Genomic DNA, 22,307 nt, shown 5'->3' with positions numbered 1-22,307 from the left:
GGGCGCGGCCCGCCACGTACCGCTGGCCGCGCGGCGGAGCCATTGCCGCGGGTGCTGCGATCGGCGTCGTCACGGCGGCGACGGCAGCAGCCTGGGCGGGTGCCGCTCCAGCGCCGGGCATGTGCTGGTACTACACCGATCCGTCCCGCACCCAGGGCTTCTGGGATTACTGCCAGTAACTGACGATACGCAGGACAGGGCAGTATCATGGAGCCGGCGGAGGTTACAACGCAGGCGGAGGCGCGCCAGACCGACGACATGGTCTGGATTAAAGGCGGCACGTTCCGGATGGGATCGAACGATCACTATCCGGAAGAGGCGCCGGTTCATCGCGTCGCCGTCGACGGCTTCTGGATCGATCGAACGCCAGTGACGAACCGCCAGTTCAAGCAGTTCGTCAAGGCGACCGGCTACGTCACTACGGCGGAGATTCCGCCCGATCCCAAAGACTATCCCGGTGCGCTGCCGCACATGATCTATGCGGGCTCGCTGGTGTTCTCACCGCCGCGCCGCGTCGCGAATCTGCGCGACTGGAGCCAGTGGTGGACGTTCATGAAGGGTGCCGATTGGCGGCATCCTTATGGGCCGAAGAGCAACATCAACGTTTCAGACAACCATCCGGTCGTGCACGTCTCCTTTGCCGACGCGATGGCCTATGCGCAATGGGCCGGCAAGGATCTGCCGACGGAAGCCGAGTGGGAGTTCGCCGCACGCGGCGGGCTCGACGGCGCTGAATTTGCCTGGGGCGAAACGCTCGCGCCCGGCGACAAGCACATGGCCAACATTTGGCAGGGCAATTTTCCGATCGAAAATCTCAACCAGGACGGCTTCAAGCGCACCTCGCCGGTGACCGCGTTCCCGCCGAACGGCTACGGCGTCAGCGACATGATCGGCAACGTCTGGGAATGGACCACCGACTGGTGGTCCACCAAGCACGAGGCCGACGCGCCGAAGGCGTGTTGTGTTCCGCAGAATCCGCGTGGTGGGCCGGAGGTTGCAAGCCTTGATCCATGTCAACCCAACATCCGGATTCCGCGGAAAGTCTTGAAGGGCGGCTCGCATCTCTGCGCGCCGAACTACTGCCGCCGGTACCGCCCAGCCGCACGCCACGCCGAACCGGTCGATACTTCGACGAGCCATGTCGGCTTCCGTTGCGTGGTGCGCTCAACCGTTCCACCCGCGAAGCCTTGAAGGAGAAGTGCCCACCCACCCCCAGGAGCGTAAAAATGAGTAATGAAGTGAAGAATAAGACCGACAACGGCCAGGCCATCGATCGCCGCAATCTTCTGCTCGGTACCTCCACCCTCGTTGCTGCCGCAACCCTTACCTCGGAAGTATTGGCGCAAGCGCAGAAGGCCGCGCCGGCAGCCGCTCCCACGACAGCACAGCCCGCCGCAGCCTCCGGCAGAAAGCCGAACATCCTCGTTATATTCGGGGACGACATCGGCATCCCGCAGATCAGTGCCTACACGATGGGCATGATGGGATATCGGACACCGAACATCGACCGCATCGCTCGCGAAGGCGCAATCTTCACCGACGCCTACGGCCAGCAAAGCTGCACGGCCGGTCGGGCGTCGTTCATCCTCGGCCAGGAGCCTTTCCGGACCGGCCTTCTCACCATCGGCATGCCGGGAGATCCCCACGGCATTCAGGACTGGATGCCGACCATTGCCGACGCCCTGAAGACCCAGGGCTACGCCACCGGACAGTTTGGCAAGAATCATCTCGGCGATCGCGACGAGCATCTGCCGACCAAGCACGGCTTCGACGAATTCTTCGGCAACCTCTACCATCTCAACGCGGAAGAGGAGCCGGAAGGCTATTTCTATCCGAAGGATCCGGCATTCCGTAAGCAGTTCGGACCGCGCGGCGTGATCAAGTCATCCGCAGATGGCAAGATCGAGGATACCGGCCCCCTGAACATTGCGCGCATGCCGACGGTGGATGAGGAATTCCTCGGCGCGGCCAAGGATTTCATCGGCCGACAGGCCCGCGCCAACCGGCCGTTCTTCTGCTGGTTCAATTCCACCCGGATGCACGTCTTCACCCACTTGAAGCCGTCGTCACTGGGTAAATCCGGCAAGGGAATACACGCCGACGGCATGGTCGAGCACGATGGCATGGTCGGGGAGCTTCTGCAGCAGCTCGATAACCTCGGAATCGCCGACAACACGATTGTTGTCTACACCACCGACAACGGCGCCGAGCTCGCGCTGTGGCCCGATGGCGCGATGACACCGTTCCACGGTGAAAAGGGCACGACCTGGGAAGGCGGCTTCCGCATTCCGATGATGGTGCGCTGGCCGGGCGTCGTGAAGCCGGGCACGCAATATAACGAGATCATATCGTTGATCGACTGGTTCCCGACGCTCTGTGCCGCAGCGGGAATGCCGGACGTCAAGGAAAAGATGAAAACCGGATTTGCCGGCGCAGGCGGCAAGAGCTTCAGGGCTCATCTGGACGGCTACAACTTCATGCCGTTCTTCAAGGGTGAAACAACAGAGCCGCCGCGCGATGCGATCTATTATTTTGACCAGGGCGGCAATCTCAACGCGATCCGCTGGAATGACTGGAAGCTGAGCTTTGCATCCTCATCAAAGGGGAACATTGCGACCGCAACCCGCGAGGTGACGGCCTGGGCGCTGATCGCCAATCTGCGCATGGACCCCTATGAGCGCGGGCAGGAAGAAGGGGGAGGCGCGATGAGGTTCCTCGCGCAGAACATGTGGCTCATCGTGCCGGTGCAAGGGAAGGTGAAGGAGTTCTTCTCCGACTTCGATCACTTCCCTTATCAGGAAGGCAGCTCATTGAACGCGGCCGGCATCAATTATGGACTGCTAAAGCAGCAGGCCGCGATGAAACGTCTCGGCGAAATAGAACGAATGAAGCCGCGATAGTCGGGAGGTCTGGTCGATCGGCACAAGCGCAAATGCTTGTGCGTGGTGCGAAGTTGAAAGGCTCCAGATGACCGATAGTGCTGCCAAGCTTGCTTCCGATAGGCCGGCGACTGCGACGCCGTCGCCGGCCCGTGACGCCGTTCTGGAATTGAAGAGTCGAATCGGCAAATCGGTGCTGGGCCAGGATCATCTGGTCGAGAGCATGCTGATCGGGCTGCTCGCTAACGGCAACATGCTGATCGAAAGCCTGCCCGGCCTCGCCAAGACGCGGGCAGTGAAGACGCTGGCGAAGAACCTGGCGGCGGATCTTTCGCGCGTGCAGTTCACGCCGGACCTGTTGCCGTCAGATGTCACCGGCGCCGAAATCTACCTGCAGACCGACAAGGGCGGCCAGTTCCAGTTCCAGAAAGGGCCGATCTTCGCGAATCTCGTGCTGGCCGACGAGATCAACCGTGCGCCGGCCAAGGTGCAGTCCGCGCTGCTCGAAGCCATGGAAGAGCGGCAAGTCACCGTCGCCGGCAAGACCTACAAGATGCCCGGCCTGTTCATGGTGCTGGCGACGGAAAACCCGATCGAGCAGGAAGGGACCTATCCGCTGCCCGAAGCGCAACTTGATCGCTTCCTGATGCATGTCGTCATCACCTATCCCGACGAGGCGACGGAAGGTGAGATCATCAAGCTCAATCGCGCGGAAAATGCGCAGGCGCCGAAGGAGCATGCCACAGAGCCCGCGGCCGTCCCCCAGCAGGCGATCTTTGATGCGCGTGGCGAGATCGACGGCATCTTCGTTTCCGATCTCGCCCAGAAGTACATGGTCGACGTGATCTACGCGACCCGGTTTCCCGGCCGCTACGGCGATCCGCTGGGAAAATGGATCCAGGTCGGCGCCAGCCCCCGCGGCAGCCTTGCACTCGATCGCTGCGCCAGGGTACGGGCCTGGCTCGATGGCGAAACGTTCGTCACGCCCGATCACGTGCGTGCCGTGATGCACGACTGCCTGCGTCATCGCCTGATCCTCAGTTACGAGGCGCTGTCGCAGGGCGTCAGTGCCGACCAGGCGATCGACAAGATCGCCGAACTGGTCACTGCGGCGTGAGGGTGCCATGACAGACGCCGCGGAAAAAATGCCAGGCGTCTATGTCGATCTCGACGACCTGCTTGCGCTCGAGCATCGCGGCCGCAGCGTGTCGTTCCTGCCGCGGCAACCCGTGCACAGCCTCTTGTCGGGTCGCTTTGCCTCGCGCATGCGCGGACGCGGGCTGAATTTCGAGGAGATCAGGGATTATCGGCCGGGCGACGACGTGCGCTCGATCGACTGGAAGGTGACGGCACGGCTGCAAAAGCCGCATGTGCGCGTCTTCAACGAGGAGCGCGACCGCCAGTCGCTGCTGGTCGTCGACCAGCGGCTGTCGATGTTCTTTGGCAGCAAGCTCGCCATGAAATCCGTCACCGCCGCGCAGGCTGCCGCGATCGCCGCGTGGCGCATCCTCGGCGTCGGCGATCGGGTCGGCGCCATTGTGTTCGACGACCGGAGCCTTGTCGAATTCCGTCCGCGGCGCAGCCGTTCGACGGTGCTGCAGATCCTCACCGCGATCGTCTCGAAGAACCGCGCGCTCGGTGTCGGACGCGGCATCGCGAGCGTGCCTTCCATGCTCAACGAGGCCTTGAAGCAGGCCCAGCGCCGCGCGCTGCATGATGCAGCCGTGATCATCATCAGCGATTTCGACGGCGCCGACGACGAGACGCGATCGATGATCGGTGTCATGACCCGTCATAACAATGTCGTGGCGCTGCTGGTGCACGATCCCCAGCAGAGCGATTTGCCGGCCTCAGCCAGCATGACCGTCACCGACGGCGAGCTGCAGATTCAGCTCGAGGTTGGCCGCGAGAGCGTCCGCAAGCGCCTGTCGGAGGCAACGCAGGAGCGGTTGAAAGGCGTGCTGGCATGGACGCAGGAGTTCGGCGTTCCCGTGCTGCCGCTGAGTGCCGCGGAGGACACGTCGCAGCAGTTGCGCCGTCTGCTCGGAGCCTTGCCGATGCGTGGCGGCCGTGGTCGCGGTCATAGCGTGATGGGGGCCGCCCGTGGCTGAGCTGCAGCCCGCACAAGCTGATCCGGTGGCTGGCCTCATCGACATTCCACTGCCGCCACAGGTCAGCCTGTGGCCGCAGACCTGGACGTCACGGATTGCGATCGTGCTGCTGCTGTCGGCGGCGGTCGCCGCGCTCTGGCACTTCATTCATTCATGGCGCGTCAACCGGTATCGCCGCGAGGCGCTGTCCGAACTGGCGGGAATTGGGCGCCGGCTCGATGCCGGCGAAGCGGGCAGCGAGCGGCTGGCTGAGCTCTCGATGCTCGTGCGGCGTACGGCGCTGGCGGCATTCCCACGCGAGGCAGTCGCGCCGCTGGCAGGGCCGGCGTGGCTTGGCTTCCTCGACCGCAGCTATGGCGGGCAGGGGTTTTCCGAAGGGGCGGGGCGGCTGCTTGCGAGCGCACCCTACCAGCGCACGCCGCCGGACAAGGATCAGCTTCGCGCGCTCGCCACCCTCGTTCGCCAATGGATCAGGGGGCATCATGCTTGAGTTCGCCTGGCCATGGATGTTCGTGCTGCTGCCGCTGCCCTTGCTGGTGTGGTGGCTGATGCCGCCGTACCGCGCGCGGCAGGCCTCCGTGCAGATTCCGTTCTTCGAGCGGATGGCCGCGGCGACGGGGCAGGCTCCGCAGCGCGGCGCAGTCGTCCTGCAGCGGCGTGCGACCCAGATGATCGTGGCCGCGCTGATCTGGATACTCGTTGTCGCGGCGCTGGCCCGGCCGCAATGGGTCGGCGACGCCGTCACCCGCGAAGTATCTGCCCGTGACCTTATCCTTGCCGTTGATATTTCCGGCTCGATGGATCAGCGCGACTTCCGTACACCCGACGGTCAGGTGCTGACCCGGCTCGACGGCGTCAAGCGCGTCATCAAGGATTTCATCGCGCGCCGCCGCGGCGACCGCATCGCATTGATCCTGTTCGGCACCAAGGCGTATGTGCAGGTTCCCTTTACGCAAGATCTGCAAACAGCCGCGCAATTGCTGGAGCAGACCCAGGTCGGCATGGCAGGGCAGCAGACCGCGATCGGCGACACCATCGGACTTGCGATCAAGACGCTGGAGAAGAGCACCGCGCAGCAGAAGGTGCTGATCCTGCTCTCCGACGGCAACGACACGGCAAGCCGGGTGCCGCCCGAGCATGCCGCTGACATCGCGCAGCAGAACGGGCTGGTGATCTACACCATCGCGGTGGGCGACCCCGGGGCATCGGGTGAGAACCGCGTCGACCTCGCGACGCTGCGCGGCGTTGCCGACACCACCAAAGGAAAATTCTTCCGCGCCGAGGACGGCGCGCAACTGCAGGCGATCTACGCCGAGATCGATGCGCTGGCGCCGGCGAAGCTGCAGACGCTGTCATGGCGCCCGAAACTGCCGCTGTTCCAGTGGCCGCTCGGCGCTGCCGTCGTCCTTGGCCTGTTGCTGTGGCTCGGCCTGCTTGCGGCCAGCGAACATGGACGGAGGCCAGCCGCCCATGCCTGACGCCGCGACCATCCCGTTCCATCTGCTGCGGCCGCTGTGGCTGCTCGCGCTGGTACCGGTCGTTGCCGTCGTGCTGCTGGTACGCTGGCGCGAGAGCGTCACGGCGCGCTGGGGCGGCGTCATCGCGCCGCACCTTTTGAAGAACCTGATCGTTACGCCGGGCCGCACGTGGGGCATCAGCCCGATCTATCTCGTGGCGATCGCCATGACGCTCGGCATCGTCGCGCTGTCGGGCCCGACCTGGCGGCGCGAGCTGCCGCCTTTTGTCGAGGACAAGGCGCCGCTGATGATTGCGCTGGCCGTATCATCCTCGATGGGTCGGACCGACGTGGCGCCGTCGCGTCTCGAACGCGCCAAGCAGAAGATCAGGGACCTGCTTGCCGCGCGTGCCGGCGCCCGGACGGGGCTGATCGCCTATGCCGGGTCGGCGCATCTGGTGATGCCGCTGACGGAGGATCGCGCCGTGATCGAGCCGTTCCTGGCGGCGCTTGCGCCCGGCCTGATGCCCTCTGACGGCAAGAACGCGACCGCCGCGCTTGCGCTTGCGACGCAATCGCTTGCGAGCGAGCCGGTGGCCGGCACGATCCTTGTGGTAGCCGACGATCTCGGCAACGCGGATGGTGCAGCGTTACGGCAGGCCGCGGGGCGGAACAGTCTGGCGATGCTCGGCGTGAGTCCGCCGCAGGACGGTGGCAGCTCGCCGCTCGATGCGGTGCGGGTGACCGTAGATAACGCTGACATCCGCGCACTGGAGCGCCGCATCGAGACCCGCTTCCAGTCGGCGCAAGGCGATGCCTTCGGCACGCAATGGCGCGACGAAGGCGTCTGGCTGTTGCTGCCGGTCGCGCTGCTCAGCCTGCTCTGGTTCCGGCGCGGGACGACGGTTGCCTGGCTTCTCGCGCTGTTCATGCTGCAGGCGTGGCCAGCGCAGGCACAGGATGCGCCACGTTTTGCGGATTGGTGGCTGACGCCGGACCAGCAGGGTCGGCTTGCCTTCGACCGCGGCGATTATGCGACGGCGGCAAAGCGCTTCGCCGATCCGATGTGGCGCGGCATGGCGGCGTATCGCGCGTTCGACTTCCTGACTGCCGCGCAGGAGTTTTCGCATGTCGATAGCGTCGAGGGACATTTTGCGCTCGGCAATGCGCAGGCGCAGAATCACGCCTATGAAAAGGCGATCACGGCCTATGACGAGGTGCTGAAGGCGCAGCCCGATCATGCCGCGGCAAAGGTCAACCGCGCGATCGTTGTCGCGGCGCTGAAGGCGAAAGAGGACAAGCGCCGCAAGCAGGAGGATCAGGATGCGCCCCCGCCGGACCTGAAGGCCGACGAGATGAAGGTCGATCCCGACCAGAAGGGCGGCAAGAAAATCCAGGTCAAGGCGGACGACCTCACCACCGCGGGCGCCGCCGAGGCGTGGATGCGCCAGGTGCAGACCTCGCCCGCGGACTTCCTGAAATTGAAGTTTGCGATCCAGGCGGCAACGGGGGCGCCGCGATGAGATATTTGCGCATCGCCATTGTCCTGCTGTTGCTGCCATCAGCGGCGCCGGGAGCGTTTGCGCAACAGGCAACCGCACCCGAGCCGATCCTTAACGTCAGCATCGATCCGGCACGCGTGGTGGTGGGGCAGAAGGCGTTGCTGCGGGTCGAGGTGATGGCGCCGAATTACATGACCTCGCCGCCGGAATTGCCGGACTTCCAGGTTCGCAATGCCGTGACGCGGCAATTGCAGAACGTCAACACCAACGATGAACGTAACGGCATCAGCTATGCCGGCGTGCGCTTCGAGTTCGCAATCTATCCGCAGGAGCCGGGCGCCTACGCCATCTCCAACCAGAAGCTCACGGTACGCTACGCCGCCGAGCCGCCGGCCACGCGCGAGACCGTGCTTGCCGTACCCCCCGTCGCCTTCGAAGCCTTCATCCCCGATGCGGCATCGACGCTTCATCCATTCGTCGCCGCGAGCAGATTGAGTGCGGAGCAGGCGGTGCAGCGCTCGTCGGAACAGCTCAAGTCGGGCGACGCCGTGACGCGGACGGTGACGATCAAGGCCGAAGGGCTGCCTGCCATGCTGCTGCCGCCACAGTCATTGGCGGCGATCGACGGAATGGCGCTCTATCCGGCGCAGCCGTCGCTGCAGGATCACGTGGATGGCCGGACCGACGCGATGACGTCAACTAGGATCGATTCCGCAACATACATGCTGCAGCGGCCCGGCAGCTACGTCCTTCCCGCCATCGATATCGCCTGGTGGAATACGGACAGCGGCAAGGTCGAGCGCATCCATCTCGACGAGGTGCCGCTCGCGGTCGCCGTTAATCCTGCCGAACCGGTGGCGGGCCGCGCGACCGGGCAGGGCACGCGCTGGAGCGTGAATGGGATCGTCGATCTCGTTGCCGAACACTGGCTGGTTGCCTTGTTCGCTTTGATCGTACTCGGGGCCATCGCCTGGTTCGCACCCCGCGTCTCGCGCGCCGTTGCGGCGCGTTGGAGACGGCGGCGCGCGGCGTATCTGCAATCCGAGGATTTTTCCTTCCACCGGTTGCGCCATACCGCCCGCGGCGGCGATGCACGGGCAACATATTTCGCGTTGCTCGACTGGCTGCAGCGGTTCGAGCCGGCTGCGCCTGATCATACGATCCATGCTCTGAAAGCAGCGGCAAAGGATGCCGAACTCGATTCCGAGCTCGGATCGATGGAGCGTCAACTCTTTGCACCAACGTCCGGGGCGGGCCATTGGTCGCCGCGCCGGCTACTGCGGCGAGTCTCAGCCGCGCGGCGCGATCTGCGCCAGCGAGCCCATGACAGCAACGGAACACGACAATTGCCCACCCAACTCAATCCGGCCGGCGACCTTGTGTCGCCGGGTCGGGTCCGGCGTTTGCCGGCCAGATGAAAGGAGTGCGGCAGACCCGACAGCCGTTGTCAGATTTCTGAACCGTGATCGCGAGCAGCCTTCTTCATACCCAGGGAGTGTGGAATGAGTAGCCAAGACAAGGACACGAGGCAAACCAGGTCGGAGATCGACCGCCGCAATCTTCTGCTTGGCACGTCGGCCTTCGTGACGGCGGCGACGCTGGCGTCGGATGCAATGGCGCAGGCGCAAAAGGCGGCACCTGCTGCCGCGCCTGCCGCGGCACAGCCCGCCGCCGCAGGCCGCAAGCCGAATATCCTCTTCATCATGGGCGACGACATCGGCTGGTTCAACGTCAGCGCCTACAACATGGGGATGATGGGCTATCGCACGCCCAACATCGACCGCATCGGTCGTGAAGGCGCTGTTTTCACCGACTGGTATGGCCAGCAGAGCTGCACCGCGGGCCGCGCCGCCTTCATCACAGGACAGACGCCGGTGCGCACGGGTCTGACCAAGGTCGGCCTGCCCGGCGCCGAGCTCGGCCTCGGCCCGCTCGATCCCAGCGTCGCCGATGTGCTGAAGACCTACGGCTATGCCACCGGCCAGTTCGGCAAGAACCATCTCGGCGACCGCGACGAGCATTTGCCGACCGCGCATGGCTTCGATGAGTTCTTCGGCAATCTCTATCACCTCAACGCCGAGGAAGAGCCGGAGAACCCGGACTATCCGAAGGATCCTGAATTCCGCAAAAAGTTCGGGCCCCGCGGCGTGCTGAAGGCGACGTCCGACGGCAAGATCGAGAATACCGGACCGCTGAACAAGAAGCGAATGGAGACGATCGACGAGGAGTTCCTCGCTGGTGCCAAGGATTTCATCAATCGGCAGCATCGGGCCAATAGGCCGTGGTTCTGCTACTTCAACTCGACACGGATGCACATCTTCACGCATTTGAAGAAGGAGTCGGAGGGCAAGACAGGGCTCGGGGTTTATCCTGACGGCATGGTCGAGCATGACGGCATGGTTGGCGAACTGCTGAAGCTGGTCGACGACCTGGGTGTCGCCGACAACACCATCGTGGTCTATACCACGGACAACGGTTCGGAAGTCTTCACCTGGCCCGATGGCGGCTCAACCCCGTTCAAGGGTGAGAAGGCAACCAACTGGGAGGGCGGGTTCCGCGTGCCGTGCCTGATACGCTGGCCGGGCGTGATCAAGCCTGGGACCATCGTCAACGACGTTTGCTCGCACGAAGACTTCATCCCGACCTTCGCAGCAGCTAACGGCGATCCCGACCTCGTCGAAAAGACCAAGAAGGGGACCACGCTCAACGGCAAGAACTTCAAGGTCCACCTCGACGGGTTCAACCTGCTGCCGTTCCTGAAGGGCGATGCAAAGGAGTCGCCGCGAAAGGAGTTTCTCTACTGGAGCGACGACGGCGACCTGATGGCCATACGCGTCAGGGAGTGGAAGATCTCCTTCATGGAGCAGCATACCGAGATCGGCCCCAAGACTCCTCTCGGTGTGTGGCAAGGCAACTTCACCAAGTTGCGCGCACCGGTCGTCTACAACCTGCGCTCCGATCCGTTCGAACGCGGTCCCACCAGCATCTACTACGCTGACTGGCATGCGCACCGCGCGTTCCTGCTGGTCCCGGCCCAGGCGGTCGTCGGGCGATATGTCGAGACGTTCAGGGAATTTCCGCCGCGCGCCAAGGCAGCCAGCTTCACCGTCAGCGACGTGATGGAGAAGTTGACTGCGCCGAATGCAGGCAAGAACTGAGGCCGCGAACTCCGGCCTGCGGCGTGCCGGCCGGAGCTCTCACGAGCGTAAGAACGAACAACAAGCGAGTGAACACCGCAGCCACAAGCGAGCCCATCATGTCAGAGACCCTGATCAATCTCATCATCCAGCTCATTGCCGGTGCGATCGGCGGGAATGCCGCGGGCGCCAGCATGAAGAATCTCGACCTCGGCACGCTCGGCAACACCATTGCCGGCGCTCTCGGCGGCGCAGGCGGCGGCACGCTGCTGACGGCGCTGCTGCCGATGCTGCAGGGGGCGGCTGGCGGCGGCGTCGATATCGCAGCGCTGGCCGGGCAGGCCGTCGGTGGCGGTGTTGCCGGCGCGCTCGTCACGGCCATTGTCGGCGCCATCAAGAACGGAATGGCGGGAGCGCGATGACATGCCGGCAGTCTCACGCCGATATTTCTTCGCACTGCTCGCCATATCGCTGGGCGCCGTGGCGTGCGATAGCGCCCGCGCGCAACAAGATCCGCTGCCGTCGTGGAATGACGGCCCGGTCAAGAAATCGATCACCGATTTCGTTGCAAAGGTTACAACGCAAGGCGGCGCGGACTTCGTGCCGCCCGCCGAACGCATCGCCACTTTTGACAATGACGGAACCTTGTGGTGTGAGCATCCGGTTTATTTCCAGGTCGCCTTCGCCCTCGACCAGGTCAAGGCGATGGCGCCGAAGCATCCGGGATGGAAGACGCAGCAACCGTTCAAGGGAGTTTTGGAAAAGGACATGAAGGCGGTCGCTGCCGGCGGCGAGAAGGGCCTGCTGCAGATCATCGCCGTGAGCCACAGCGGCATGACCACGGATGCGTTCTCGAAATCCGTGCTGGACTGGCTTGAGATCGCAAGGCACCCGCGCTTCAACCGGCCCTATAACAGCCTTGTCTATCAGCCGATGCTGGAGTTGCTCGCCTATCTGCGTGCCAATGGCTTCAAGACCTTCATCGTCTCGGGCGGCGGCATCGAATTCATGCGGCCGTGGGTGGAGAAGGCCTATGGCATTCCGCCGGAACAGGTCGTCGGCTCTTCCGGCGTAGTCAAGTTCCAGATGGGCGCGGACGGCAAGCCCGTGCTGATGAAGGAGGCGAAGGTCGAATTCATCGACGATGGACCGGGCAAGCCGGTCGGCATCAACCGCTTCATCGGCCGCCGCCCGATCTTCGCCTTCGGCAATTCCGACGGCGACCTGCAGATGCTGCAATGGACCACGGCGGGAACAGGCGCGCGCTTCGCCGGCATCGTGCACCACACGGATGAGGTGCGCGAATACGCCTACGATCGGCAATCCAGGATCGGCAAGCTCGACAAGGCGCTGGATGCCGCCAAGGCCGGCGGCTGGACCGTGGTCGACATGAAGAAGGACTGGAAGGAAGTGTTTCCGCCGGCGCCGGCGACCATTGGAAGATCACCATGAGCGGTTACGACATCTTTGCCTGGATCGTACTGATCATCCTGATAGCCACGCTCGTCTTCGTGCTCTGCCTGTTCGGCTGGCTGCCGGGGCACATCGCACGCTCACGCAATCATCCCTGGGCCGATGCGGTCAGGGTGGCTGGCTGGGTCACGCTGGTCCTCGGCTTTGCGTTGTGGCCGGTCGTGCTGATCTGGGCCTATGTCGACGTGCCTGCGCCACGCGAGCCGCGGAGGGCGCAGCCATGATGATCGCCATCATGTCGGTCTATCTGGCGCTGCTGTTTGGGGCAGTGTGGTTCGGCCTCATCCGCTTCAACACATTCTGGAAGTCCTCGCCGCTCATTCTGCTGCTGTTCCTCAATCTCGCTTTGTTCATCCCGATGGGCTGGGGCGCGCCGCAGGGGCCGGCACTGGTGTTCCGCAACGCAGTGTCGATCGTGCCTGACGTGGCGGGCGAGGTGACCGAGGTAGCGGTCACCGCAAACACGCCGCTGAAGGCGGGCGATGTTTTATTCAAGATCGATGCCACGCCCTACGACGCACAGGTGAAATCGATCACGGCGCAGCTCAAGCTCTCGACGACGCGCCTTGCGCAGATGACCCAGCTCTACGAGCGGGACGCCGGGCGTGGTTTCGACGTCGAGCAGCGGCAATCCGAAGTGGATCAGCTTACGGGCCAGCTCCAGGCCGCGCAGTGGAACCTCGACAAGACCGTGGTTCGCGCGCCGGCCGACGGCTACGTCACCAACCTCGCGCTGCGCAAGGGCGCGCGGGTGGCGAACCTGCCGCTGTCGCCGGCGATGGCGTTTATCGATACCTCCGATACCCGCGTCGTCGTCGAGATCAACCAGATCGATGCGCGCTACATCGCGCCGGGGCAGGAGGTCGAGATCGCCTTCAAATTCGTGCCCGGCCGGGTGTTCGGCGGCAAGGTCGAAAGCATCTTGCAGGCGGTGGCAACCGGGCAGGCGCAGATTTCCGGCACGGCCGTGGCACCGAAGGAGATCCAGACGGTGCCCTTCGTCGTGCGCGTCAAGCTCGACGACGAAGAGTTCGCGAAGAGGTTGCCAGCCGGCGCCACCGGCACGGCCGCGATCTACACCGAACACGTCAGGGTCAGCCACATCATCCGCCGCGTGCTGCTGCGGCAGGTTGCGATCCTCGACTACGTCAATCCGTTTTGAGGGAGCCGCTCATGAAGAAGGTCATAGCCGGCGCGGTTGCGTGGATGCCGGCGTTGGCTCTGATGGCTGGCGCGCCAGCCTACTCGGAGACGAACTCCCGAGAGTACGAGATCGCCAGAGATGCCTATGTCTACGCCTATCCGATCGTGACGATGGACGTATCGATGCGTCAGGCGACGAACGTGCCGGATGCGAAATCGGTCGCGCTGCGAGCTCCGATCAATCAGTTCGCGCATGCGCGCACATATCCTCGGGCGGAGGACAGGGATGTCGTCCGTTATAACTTTGACACTCTCTATTCACCTGTCTGGCTCGACCTCGCGCGCGAACCGATCATCCTGTCGGTTCCCGATACGGACGGGCGGTACTACCTGCTGCCTATGCTCGACATGTGGACTGACGTGTTCAGTGTCGTGGGCTCGCGCACGACCGGCACCAAAGCCGGGAATTTTGCGCTTGTCGGTCCGGGCTGGAACGGAACGCTGCCAGACGGCATGACCAAAATCGTCGCACCAACGCCAACCATCTGGATTCTCGGCCGTACCCAGACGAACGGTCCGGCGGACTACGAGAATGTCCACAAGGTTCAGGACGGCTACAAGCTGACGCCGCTCAGCCAATGGGGCAAGAACTATTCGCCGCCGACGAGCATGCCGACCGATCCGACGGTCGACAACAAGACGCCGCCGCTCGTTCAAGTGAACAAGATGGATGGCGTGGCGGTGCTCAGCCGGCTCGCCGAGTTGGTTGCGAAACATCCCCCGCATGCAAACGACTATCCGATCCTCTTCCGTATGCGGCAGATCGGCTTCGAACCGGGCAAGCCGTTTGATGTCTCGAAACTCGATCCGGCGCTCGTCAAGACGATCAACGCCGCGGCCAAGGATGCGCTCGTGGATCTGGAGCAATCCGGCAAGAGCGGCGCCGGTATTGGTCTTCATGTCAACGGCTGGTTCTATCAGACCAGCACGGTCGGTACCTATGGGACCGCCTACAAGCTTCGGGGGATGGGCACGCTCATCGGGCTCGGCGTGAACCTGCCCGAGGACGCCGTCTATCCGGCTTCGTTCGTGGACGGCGATGGCAAGCCCTACAGCGGGGCTAACAGATATGTGTTGCACTTCGACAAGGGCAAGCTGCCGCCTGCCGAAGCGTTCTGGTCGGTCACGCTTTACGACAAGGATGGCTTCCAGGTACCGAACGCGCTTGGTCGCTTTGCGCTCGGCGATCGCGACAAGCTCAAGTTCAACGGCGATGGCTCGCTCGACATCTACATCCAGAACGAGCGACCGGGTCCTGACAAGGAATCCAACTGGCTGCCGGCGCCTGCAGGCGAGTTCAACCTTGCCATGCGGCTGTATTCGCCGCGGCGCGAAGCGTTGGACGGACCTTGGACGCCGCCGCCGGTCAAGAGGGAAAATTGAGCGAAAGTCACGGAGCTGGTCATGAAAGCTTTATTTGGAGCACTTGTCCTGATGTCCATCGCCGCGACCGCGCAGGCGCAGACATCTGCCGACGACCTCAACCGCCGCATGATCGAGCGTCGCGCGGTCGAAGCGGTGATCTGGGGCATGCCTGCGGTCAACTACGATCTGATGCGGCAGGAGATGCTGACGAAGACACCGGGCAAGGTCGGTCAGGTGATCTATTGGGGCCGGCCGCTCGACTGGCGTAACCAGACGCTCACGCCCAATCCCGACGCGCTCTACTTCATGACGTTCTTCAACACCAAGGACGGTCCAGTCGTACTGGACCTGCCGTCAGGCGATGCCAACGGATCGTTCAACGGCAACATCGTCACGGTGTGGCAGATGCCGCTGGAAGACGCAGGCCTGCTCGGCGTCGACAAGGGCGCGGGCGGCAAGTTTCTGGTGCTGCCACCCGGTTACACCGGCCCGAAGCCCGATGGCTACATTGCGCTGCAGTCCGACACGTTCGGCGGCTACATGCTGTTCCGCGCCAACCTGAAGAGTCATGGCGATGCCGACGTGCAGGCGGCCATCGCTTATGGCAAGCGCATGAAGATCTATCCGCTGGCGCAGGCGGCCAATCCGCCCGCGACGGTTCAGCGATGTGAAGGACGTCGATTTCGACTCGACCATCCGCTACAACGCCAGCTTTTTCGAGCATCTCGACCGTATCGTGCAGGAAGAGCCCTGGATCGGGCGCGACCGCGCCATGATCGATCAGCTCAAGTCGCTTGGCATCGAGAAAGGCAAGCCGTTCAAGCCGGACGATGCGACAAAAGCGCTGCTTGCGTCAGCAGTGCGCGAAGCGGGTGCGGTGCTGGAAGCACGATACGACGCCGGCCTACCGCCGTACTTCTCGTCCACAAGCCGCTGGACCTTCCCGGCACCGCCTGACCTCATCAAGGCGGCGCAGGACGGTTACGCCGATCCGGACCTGTACCCGGTCGACCACCGGGGCATGGCCTACAGCTATGCCTATATCGGCCTGAAGCGCCTTGGTGCAGGACAGTTCTATTCCATTTCGATCCGCGACAGGGACGGTGACGCTTTCGACGGCGGCAAGACCTATCGTCTCAACGTGCCGCCGAACGTCCCGGTCGATCAGTACTGGTCCGTCACGGCCTATGACCGCCAGACGCATGCGCTGATCAAGAACGTCTCGCGCGCCAGCCGCTCGTCGCAGATTCCCGAACTGCAGAAGAATTCCGACGGCTCGATCGACATCTATTTCGGGTCCACGGCCCCGGCAGGCAAGGAGACGAACTGGGTGCCGACCGATCCGGTGCGGAAGTTCGAACTCATGGCGCGCTTCTATGCGCCGAAGAAGGAGTTTTTCGAGAAGAAGTGGGTGCTGCCGGATGTAGAGAAAGTCGGTGCGACGCTTGGAAGTGGAGCAAGGCAATGAAGAGCGTTCTTCTTGCAATCGCCATGGCGGTTGCGATAACCGGCACGGCGCAGGCGGATGCCAATAACGGTAAATGGAAGCAGCCGGCCATGCAGCGGGTGGCGGATGCCACCGTGGGCGTAGGCGCGTACCCCTCCGCGGCCGTCGGAGGTGCGTCGGTGCCAGTCACGCCGGACAATTTCACCAGGGCCGAGAGTGACATGTATTTCGCGGCGTCGGCCAAGGACGCCGGCGGGACGGGAAAGCTTCTGCATCGCCGCGAGGTCGTGCTGGTCGAGAAGCAGCCCGTGGTGCGGGCCAACCGCGACACGCTCTATTCATCCGGCGTCTTCGATCTGGACGGCGGTCCGGTGACCTTGACGCTGCCCGACGCCGGCAGGCGCTTCATGTCGCTGCAGGCGTTCAACGAGGACCACTATGTGGTGGGCGGCGTGCGTTACGGGGCGGGCAAATATCGGTTCGACAAGGGGAACGTCGGGACCCGCTACATGCTCGTCGGAATCCGCACGCTGGTCGACCCCAACGATCCCGACGACATCACGCAGGTCCACGCCTTGCAGGATGCCATCAAGATCGACCAGCAAGGCAGCGGCAAGCTCGAACTGCCGAATTGGGATCCCGTCAGCCAGAAGAAGGTGCGCGATGCTTTGCTTGCTCTCGGCTCGACCACTCCCGATTTCAAGCGCGCGTTTGGCGCAAAGGATCAGGTCGATCCTGTCAGGCATCTGATCGGCACCGCCACGGGGTGGGGCGGCAATCCCGACAAGGACGCCACCTATCTCAACGTCACTCCCCGCAAGAATGACGGCACGACGATTCACAAGCTCGTCGTCAGGGACGTGCCGGTGGACGCGTTCTGGTCGATCAGTCTCTACAACGCCGAAGGCTATTTCCAGAAGAACGACTTCGACGCCTATTCGCTCAACAACATCACCGCGCAGAAGTCCGCCGATGGTTCGGTTGCCGTCCAGTTCGGCGGCTGTGACGGCAAGATACCAAATTGCCTGCCGACGATGGCCGGCTGGAATTACACCGTGCGGCTCTATCGGCCGCGCGCGGAGATCTTGAGCGGCAAATGGAAATTCCCGGAGCCGCACGCGGTGAACTGAAGGCATGATGCAATGCAGCCGCCGAAATCGGCGTCGGCAACGCCGATCGCGCGGAAATTCTAACGGGAGGTGAGGGCAACGATAGTCCCGACCAAAGATACGAACTCCGCGGGCCGGAAGCGGCTGCGCATCGGCTTTCGGGCCTCGATCATCACGGTGTTCATCGCCGTCGTGCTGTTCGTCGGCCTGACGCTGGTCTATCTGAGCTTTGAGCGTGTCTCGGCGATCACGCGAACGGCGGCGGCCGGCTTCATCGACAAGGTCGCCCAGCTCGGCGCCGACCGCATCGACAGTCAGTTCAGGAACGTACGCGACGGCCTCGTTATCCTCAGCGGGCTGCCGTCGATCCAGGAAGCTGAGATCGACGACAACACGAGACTCTATGGCCTGATGGCCTCGATGCTGCGCAACAACCGACAGCTCTTCAATCTTTATGTCGGGTATGAAGACGGCTCGTTCCTTGAAATGGACATGATCGATCGCGCCAAGCCCGGCTTCCGGGCGAGCCTGAACGTGCCTGAGGACGCGATGTATCGCCTGGTCGTTATCACCAGGAACGGCGCAAGGGCTGCTTCCAATACCCTGTTCCTGTCCGAAAACCTGATCCAGATCGCCGAAGCGCCGGGGCCGGCCAGCTACGACCCACGGCAGCGGCCCTGGTATATCGAGGCTTTCAGGGACGCAAAGACGCTGCTGACCGGGCCTTATCTCTTCTTCGCCACCGGCCAGCCCGGCTATACGCTGCGCATTCCCTTGCGGGAAGGTCGGCGCGGCGTGGTCGCCGGCGACATTCTGCTGGATCAATCGGAAGCGATGCTGAACCAGCAGCGGCTTGGCCAATCCGGCGTCGCGTTCCTGTTCAACGATTCCGATCGCATCGTTGCCCATCCGCGGATGGGCGAACTGATGGCCCAGATCCAGGAACGCGACGAACTGCCGACATTAGATGCAGTCAGGCTCGCCGGGCTTGCTTCCGCGATCAAGGCCTGGCGCGGCGGTGGGCCGGCCGAGCAATTCTTCACGGACCGGACGGGGCGGACTTATGTCGCGGCCTTCCATCTCATCGAGACCTCGGGCTCCGCCAACATCCGACTGGTCGTGACCGCGCCACTCGACGAATTCTTCTCCCAGATCATCGCAGAGCGGCGCACCTTGTTCGCGCTGGCACTTGCCTTTGTCGGCGCGACACTGCCGTTCGCGTTCTGGTTGGGATCGCTGATGGCAAAAACATTGCGCAAGCTCGCAAGCGAGACCGACGAGATCCAGCGCTTTCAGATTTCCGAGCGGCCCCGGATTCGTTCCGCGATTGCCGAGATCGAGGAGCTCGGCCGGTCAGTCTTCACGATGCGCACGGTAGTGCGCAATTTCTCAAACTTCATTCCAAAGCAGATCGTCCGGCAATTGATCGAATCCGGGGCGTCCTTGCAACTCGGCGGAACACGGCGCGAGGTCACCGTGCTGTTCACGGACGTTGCCGACTTCACCGCCAAGACCGAGAAGGCCGACCCCTCGCAGGTGATGATCTACACTTCTCGATACTTCGCGGCGCTCTCGGAAGAGATCATGAAGTGTCACGGCACCGTGGACAAGTTCATCGGCGATGCCGTGATGGCGTTCTGGAATGCGCCGGCCGACGACCCCGATCATATCCTTCATGCCTGCGAAGCCGTGCTGGCGTGCCTGCGGAGGAACGACGAGCTGAATCGTGCCTTCGAACGCGAAGGCTGGCCGGCCTACGGCACACGCTTCGGCCTCCACACCGGCGATGCCGTGGTGGGCAATGTCGGCTCCTCCGACCGCATGAACTACACGGCGCTGGGTGCAACCGTCAATCTCGCCGCGCGTCTCGAGGGGCTGAACAAGAATTATGGCACCCGGGTGCTGGTCAGTGCCGCGGTCCGCCAGCGTACCGAGCATGTCTTTCTGTTTCGCAGCGTCGACACGATCAAGCCGAAGGGCTTTGCGGAAGCGGTCACCATCAGTGAGCTCCGCTGCGAGCGAGCGGCGGCAACCGACGAAGAACTCGCTCTCTCCCGCCACTGGAATCAGGTATTCGCCTCGATTGAACGTGACGAGCGCGAAGTCGCGCTGCTGAAACTATCCGGTTTCTTGATCGACTACCCCGACGATGGTGTTGCGCGTTATCATGCTCAGCAATTTCGGACCGCGGCCGATCAGAAAAGTCCGCATGAGTTGCGGCTGTGGCAGGAGGTCTGAACGCCATGCATCGACGACATCTCCTGAAGAATGCCGCAGGCCTCGTGTTGGGCGCGGCGCTTGCTGCACCCGCGATCGCGCAGGCGCGCACCAAGATCCGGCTCGGCTATTTGCATGTCGTTGCGGTGGATGGCCAGATCTGGACCGGCCTCGACCGCGGCAGCTTCGACAAACACGGCATCGATTTCGATCTCCTCGAATGCAACACGGGGCCGGAAGTGTTCGAGGCGATGGCGGCCGGCAAGCTCGACGTGCTCTCCGCCGGCGGCGTGATCTCCAATTATCTCGCACTGGGGCGTGGTCGCGCCTTCCTGATCAACGACGTCGAGGTCGCCACCGCGCAGCTCTGGGTCAGGCCCGACAAGGGTGTGCGGACAATCGCCGACCTGAAAGGCAAGCCGATCGCCACCACCACCAGAACCACGGCGCATATCTTCCTCGACCGCGCGCTGCGCGCCAACAACCTGGCGCTGGCCGATGTCGAGATTCGCAACAGCAGCATGTCGGCCGCGGTGGCATCCTTCATCGCGGGCGAGGTCCCGGCCGTGGCATTGTGGGTGCCGTTCAACGTCCTGGTGCGCGAGAAGCTGCCGGGCGCTGTCAAGCTGGTCGACGCCTCGGCCTTCTATCCGCAATCGGCGGTCGTCGGCGGCTGGGTGGCGCAGCCGGACTATTACGCAGGCAACAAGGACGTGCTCGCCAGGATCATCAAGGGCTGGGCCGAGGCCAATGATTACATCGTGCGCAATCAGGCCGCCGCGGCCGAGGCGCTGCAGAAGAACCACTATCCCCACGCCACGCCCGCCGACATCGCCGAGGCGTTCAAGGCGCAAAAGATGTTTTCGGCGCGGGAATGGAAGCGGCTCTATTCCGACGGTACGGTCACCAAATGGCTGCAGCAGGTCAGCGACTTCTTCATGACCGATGCGGGCGTGGCCAATGCTACGCGCGCCACCGACTATTTCGACACCAGCATCTATCTTTCGACGATCTGACGATCCCGGGTTTGTCGCACCGTCGACTCGCTTCCCGCCATCTCTCTCTCGTGAGCCACATGATCTTTGCCGCAGTGGCGACACGAATTTGCGTGGCTCAACCAGCCATGTGCGCAGCCGATAAAGCTCAACGCTGGCGCGCAGATTCATCTCGAGTGACAGCGCGAAGAATAATTTTTTGAAGGTGAACCAGCTCACACCAGTGCATTCAGCTGCAGGTTCATCGTGCCTGCTTGGGGTAACCAAGATGCACGATCGAACCGCCATCCCCAGAGTAACGTTCGGCAAGCTGCCGGAGCCGCAAGGCCGAGCCCGCGACTTGCGAATAGATGCCTGCCGAGGCATTGCGCTGTGGTTCATCTTTCTTGACCATGTGCCAAACAACGTCGGAAGCTGGCTGACGCTGCGGAACTACGGCTTTAGCGATGCCGCGGAAATATTCATGTTCGTCTCGGGCGTAACGTGCGCGCTGGCCTACGGTAAGGCATTACGGTTCGAGGGCTGGACCGGTGTGATCCGCCGGACGTTGCGGCGAAGCTGGGACATTTATGCGGCATTTCTGCTGCTCACGCTCGCCTGCGCCATCCTGGTTCACCTCGCAGGAAGCGGCCGCCTCGCCGACGAGAGCAATACGCGCGTTCTGCTGGATCATCCGGGCGAGATGCTCGCGCGCGCGGCGATACTGCAATACCGTCCGGTCAATACCGACGTACTGCCGGCCTTCGTACTTCTTCACCTCTTGTTCGCGCCGCTGTTGTGGTTGCTGCTGCGGGCGCCGAACGCGACGCTTGGCGCCTCGTTGGTGCTTTATGTACTGGTGCATGTGTTCGGATGGAGTGTCCCGGCGTGGCCGAACGGTAACTGGGCCTTCAATCCTCTGGCCTGGCAGTTGCTTGTCGTGCTTGGCGCATGGTGGATGATCGAGGCCAGGAGAGCCGGAGCGTGGGTGATGTCACGCACGGCGCTTGCGCTTGCCGTCCTGTATTTGCTCTTCAGCCTGGTCATCGTGTTGAGCTCGCACATCGGGCCGCTGGAGGCACTGATCCCGCAGGCGCTATCGCAGTTGCTGTATCCGATCGACAAATCGAATCTCGATCCATTGCGGCTGCTGCATTTTTTGGCCGTGGCGATTTTGGCAGCATGGCTCATGCCTCGTGATTGGCGGGGGCTAAAGACGCCATTGATGCGCGGCGCGATCCTCTGCGGCCAGAACTCGCTGCCAATCTTTTGCGTCGGCGTTCTGCTGGCGTTCGCCAGCCACATGGCGTTGATCGAGATCTCGAACGGGTTTGCGATGCAGATTGCACTCAGTCTCGGTGGCATCGGGGCGATGGTCGCGGCCGCAACGCTGCTGGGCTTGATCGGCACCAAACCCAAGAAGCCATCATGATA

Annotated in this window: 18 protein-coding genes and 1 pseudogene; all 19 read left to right on the top strand. The window is 63.2% G+C overall.

Annotated elements, in window-relative coordinates; translation table 11 throughout:
* Window positions 1–207 precede the first annotated feature (207 nt).
* The 19 genes and pseudogenes from CQ12_RS12260 (at window position 208) to CQ12_RS12170 (ending at window position 22,305) form a co-directional block, all read left to right on the top strand.
* Window positions 208–1,191: a formylglycine-generating enzyme family protein gene (locus CQ12_RS12260; RefSeq protein ID WP_057835561.1), complete on the top strand. Its 984-nt coding sequence runs from the start codon at window positions 208–210 to the stop codon at window positions 1,189–1,191.
* A 35-nt stretch (window positions 1,192–1,226) separates the two neighbouring features.
* Window positions 1,227–2,900, top strand: a complete 1,674-nt coding sequence (locus tag CQ12_RS12255) for an arylsulfatase (RefSeq protein ID WP_057835560.1) — start codon at window positions 1,227–1,229, stop codon at window positions 2,898–2,900.
* A 67-nt stretch (window positions 2,901–2,967) separates the two neighbouring features.
* A complete protein-coding gene (locus CQ12_RS12250) occupies window positions 2,968–3,996 on the top strand; it encodes an AAA family ATPase (protein ID WP_057835559.1) in 1,029 nt (342 codons plus the stop codon).
* Window positions 3,997–4,003: 7 nt separating this feature from the next.
* The gene (locus CQ12_RS12245) at window positions 4,004–4,990 is read left to right on the top strand and encodes a DUF58 domain-containing protein (RefSeq protein ID WP_057835558.1); all 987 of its coding nucleotides are present in this window, start codon (window positions 4,004–4,006) and stop codon (window positions 4,988–4,990) included.
* On the top strand, window positions 4,983–5,480 hold the full coding sequence (locus tag CQ12_RS12240) for a DUF4381 domain-containing protein (protein ID WP_057835557.1): 498 nt from the start codon (window positions 4,983–4,985) through the stop codon (window positions 5,478–5,480). The genes CQ12_RS12245 and CQ12_RS12240 overlap by 8 nt, the downstream gene beginning before the upstream one ends.
* Window positions 5,473–6,468, top strand: a complete 996-nt coding sequence (locus CQ12_RS12235) for a VWA domain-containing protein (RefSeq protein ID WP_057835556.1) — start codon at window positions 5,473–5,475, stop codon at window positions 6,466–6,468. Before CQ12_RS12240 ends, CQ12_RS12235 begins: the two co-directional genes overlap by 8 nt.
* Window positions 6,461–7,969, top strand: a complete 1,509-nt coding sequence (locus tag CQ12_RS12230) for a VWA domain-containing protein (protein WP_063799729.1) — start codon at window positions 6,461–6,463, stop codon at window positions 7,967–7,969. Before CQ12_RS12235 ends, CQ12_RS12230 begins: the two co-directional genes overlap by 8 nt.
* A complete protein-coding gene (locus tag CQ12_RS12225; protein ID WP_057835554.1) occupies window positions 7,966–9,366 on the top strand; it encodes a BatD family protein in 1,401 nt (466 codons plus the stop codon). The genes CQ12_RS12230 and CQ12_RS12225 overlap by 4 nt, the downstream gene beginning before the upstream one ends.
* Before the next feature lie 84 nt (window positions 9,367–9,450).
* Window positions 9,451–11,106 (top strand): arylsulfatase, encoded by a 1,656-nt coding sequence (locus tag CQ12_RS12220; RefSeq protein ID WP_057835553.1) that lies wholly within the window; start codon window positions 9,451–9,453, stop codon window positions 11,104–11,106.
* Between the two features lie 98 nt (window positions 11,107–11,204).
* Window positions 11,205–11,507, top strand: coding sequence for a hypothetical protein (locus CQ12_RS12215; protein ID WP_057835569.1), 303 nt, complete (start codon window positions 11,205–11,207; stop codon window positions 11,505–11,507).
* A 1-nt stretch (window position 11,508) separates the two neighbouring features.
* Window positions 11,509–12,537 (top strand): HAD family hydrolase, encoded by a 1,029-nt coding sequence (locus CQ12_RS12210; protein ID WP_057835552.1) that lies wholly within the window; start codon window positions 11,509–11,511, stop codon window positions 12,535–12,537.
* Window positions 12,534–12,782 carry a DUF3302 domain-containing protein gene (locus CQ12_RS12205; protein WP_057835551.1) on the top strand — a complete coding sequence of 83 codons (249 nt, stop codon included), beginning with the start codon at window positions 12,534–12,536 and terminating at the stop codon, window positions 12,780–12,782. The genes CQ12_RS12210 and CQ12_RS12205 overlap by 4 nt, the downstream gene beginning before the upstream one ends.
* Window positions 12,779–13,720 (top strand): HlyD family secretion protein, encoded by a 942-nt coding sequence (locus tag CQ12_RS12200; protein WP_057835550.1) that lies wholly within the window; start codon window positions 12,779–12,781, stop codon window positions 13,718–13,720. The genes CQ12_RS12205 and CQ12_RS12200 overlap by 4 nt, the downstream gene beginning before the upstream one ends.
* A gap of 11 nt (window positions 13,721–13,731) precedes the next feature.
* The gene (locus CQ12_RS12195; RefSeq protein WP_198164131.1) at window positions 13,732–15,144 is read left to right on the top strand and encodes a DUF1254 domain-containing protein; all 1,413 of its coding nucleotides are present in this window, start codon (window positions 13,732–13,734) and stop codon (window positions 15,142–15,144) included.
* Window positions 15,145–15,195: 51 nt separating this feature from the next.
* Window positions 15,196–16,594, top strand: a pseudogene (locus CQ12_RS12190) (DUF1254 domain-containing protein).
* An 89-nt stretch (window positions 16,595–16,683) separates the two neighbouring features.
* On the top strand, window positions 16,684–17,703 hold the full coding sequence (locus tag CQ12_RS12185; protein WP_057835567.1) for a DUF1254 domain-containing protein: 1,020 nt from the start codon (window positions 16,684–16,686) through the stop codon (window positions 17,701–17,703).
* 69 nt (window positions 17,704–17,772) lie between these two features.
* Complete coding sequence (locus tag CQ12_RS12180) at window positions 17,773–19,920, top strand: adenylate/guanylate cyclase domain-containing protein (RefSeq protein ID WP_245309873.1); 2,148 nt, start codon at window positions 17,773–17,775, stop codon at window positions 19,918–19,920.
* A 5-nt stretch (window positions 19,921–19,925) separates the two neighbouring features.
* On the top strand, window positions 19,926–20,915 hold the full coding sequence (locus CQ12_RS12175; RefSeq protein WP_057835549.1) for an ABC transporter substrate-binding protein: 990 nt from the start codon (window positions 19,926–19,928) through the stop codon (window positions 20,913–20,915).
* Window positions 20,916–21,162: 247 nt separating this feature from the next.
* The gene (locus CQ12_RS12170) at window positions 21,163–22,305 is read left to right on the top strand and encodes an OpgC domain-containing protein (protein ID WP_057835548.1); all 1,143 of its coding nucleotides are present in this window, start codon (window positions 21,163–21,165) and stop codon (window positions 22,303–22,305) included.
* Window positions 22,306–22,307: the final 2 nt, after the last annotated feature.

Source organism: Bradyrhizobium jicamae (assembly GCF_001440395.1).
GTDB lineage: Bacteria > Pseudomonadota > Alphaproteobacteria > Rhizobiales > Xanthobacteraceae > Bradyrhizobium > Bradyrhizobium jicamae.
The sequence above is the reverse complement of the archived record's forward strand: the minus strand, read 5'-3'. Positions and strand labels throughout refer to the sequence as shown.

Coding starts and splice junctions, on each gene's coding strand:
- CQ12_RS12185 (WP_057835567.1), top strand. CDS start 16,684: ATGCAGCGGGTGGCGGATGCCACCGTGGGCGTAGGCGCGTACCCCTCC.
- CQ12_RS12170 (WP_057835548.1), top strand. CDS start 21,163: ATGCACGATCGAACCGCCATCCCCAGAGTAACGTTCGGCAAGCTGCCG.
- CQ12_RS12230 (WP_063799729.1), top strand. CDS start 6,461: ATGCCTGACGCCGCGACCATCCCGTTCCATCTGCTGCGGCCGCTGTGG.
- CQ12_RS12250 (WP_057835559.1), top strand. CDS start 2,968: ATGACCGATAGTGCTGCCAAGCTTGCTTCCGATAGGCCGGCGACTGCG.
- CQ12_RS12195 (WP_198164131.1), top strand. CDS start 13,732: ATGAAGAAGGTCATAGCCGGCGCGGTTGCGTGGATGCCGGCGTTGGCT.
- CQ12_RS12260 (WP_057835561.1), top strand. CDS start 208: ATGGAGCCGGCGGAGGTTACAACGCAGGCGGAGGCGCGCCAGACCGAC.
- CQ12_RS12220 (WP_057835553.1), top strand. CDS start 9,451: ATGAGTAGCCAAGACAAGGACACGAGGCAAACCAGGTCGGAGATCGAC.
- CQ12_RS12225 (WP_057835554.1), top strand. CDS start 7,966: ATGAGATATTTGCGCATCGCCATTGTCCTGCTGTTGCTGCCATCAGCG.
- CQ12_RS12245 (WP_057835558.1), top strand. CDS start 4,004: ATGACAGACGCCGCGGAAAAAATGCCAGGCGTCTATGTCGATCTCGAC.
- CQ12_RS12205 (WP_057835551.1), top strand. CDS start 12,534: ATGAGCGGTTACGACATCTTTGCCTGGATCGTACTGATCATCCTGATA.
- CQ12_RS12255 (WP_057835560.1), top strand. CDS start 1,227: ATGAGTAATGAAGTGAAGAATAAGACCGACAACGGCCAGGCCATCGAT.
- CQ12_RS12175 (WP_057835549.1), top strand. CDS start 19,926: ATGCATCGACGACATCTCCTGAAGAATGCCGCAGGCCTCGTGTTGGGC.
- CQ12_RS12200 (WP_057835550.1), top strand. CDS start 12,779: ATGATGATCGCCATCATGTCGGTCTATCTGGCGCTGCTGTTTGGGGCA.
- CQ12_RS12215 (WP_057835569.1), top strand. CDS start 11,205: ATGTCAGAGACCCTGATCAATCTCATCATCCAGCTCATTGCCGGTGCG.
- CQ12_RS12210 (WP_057835552.1), top strand. CDS start 11,509: ATGCCGGCAGTCTCACGCCGATATTTCTTCGCACTGCTCGCCATATCG.
- CQ12_RS12235 (WP_057835556.1), top strand. CDS start 5,473: ATGCTTGAGTTCGCCTGGCCATGGATGTTCGTGCTGCTGCCGCTGCCC.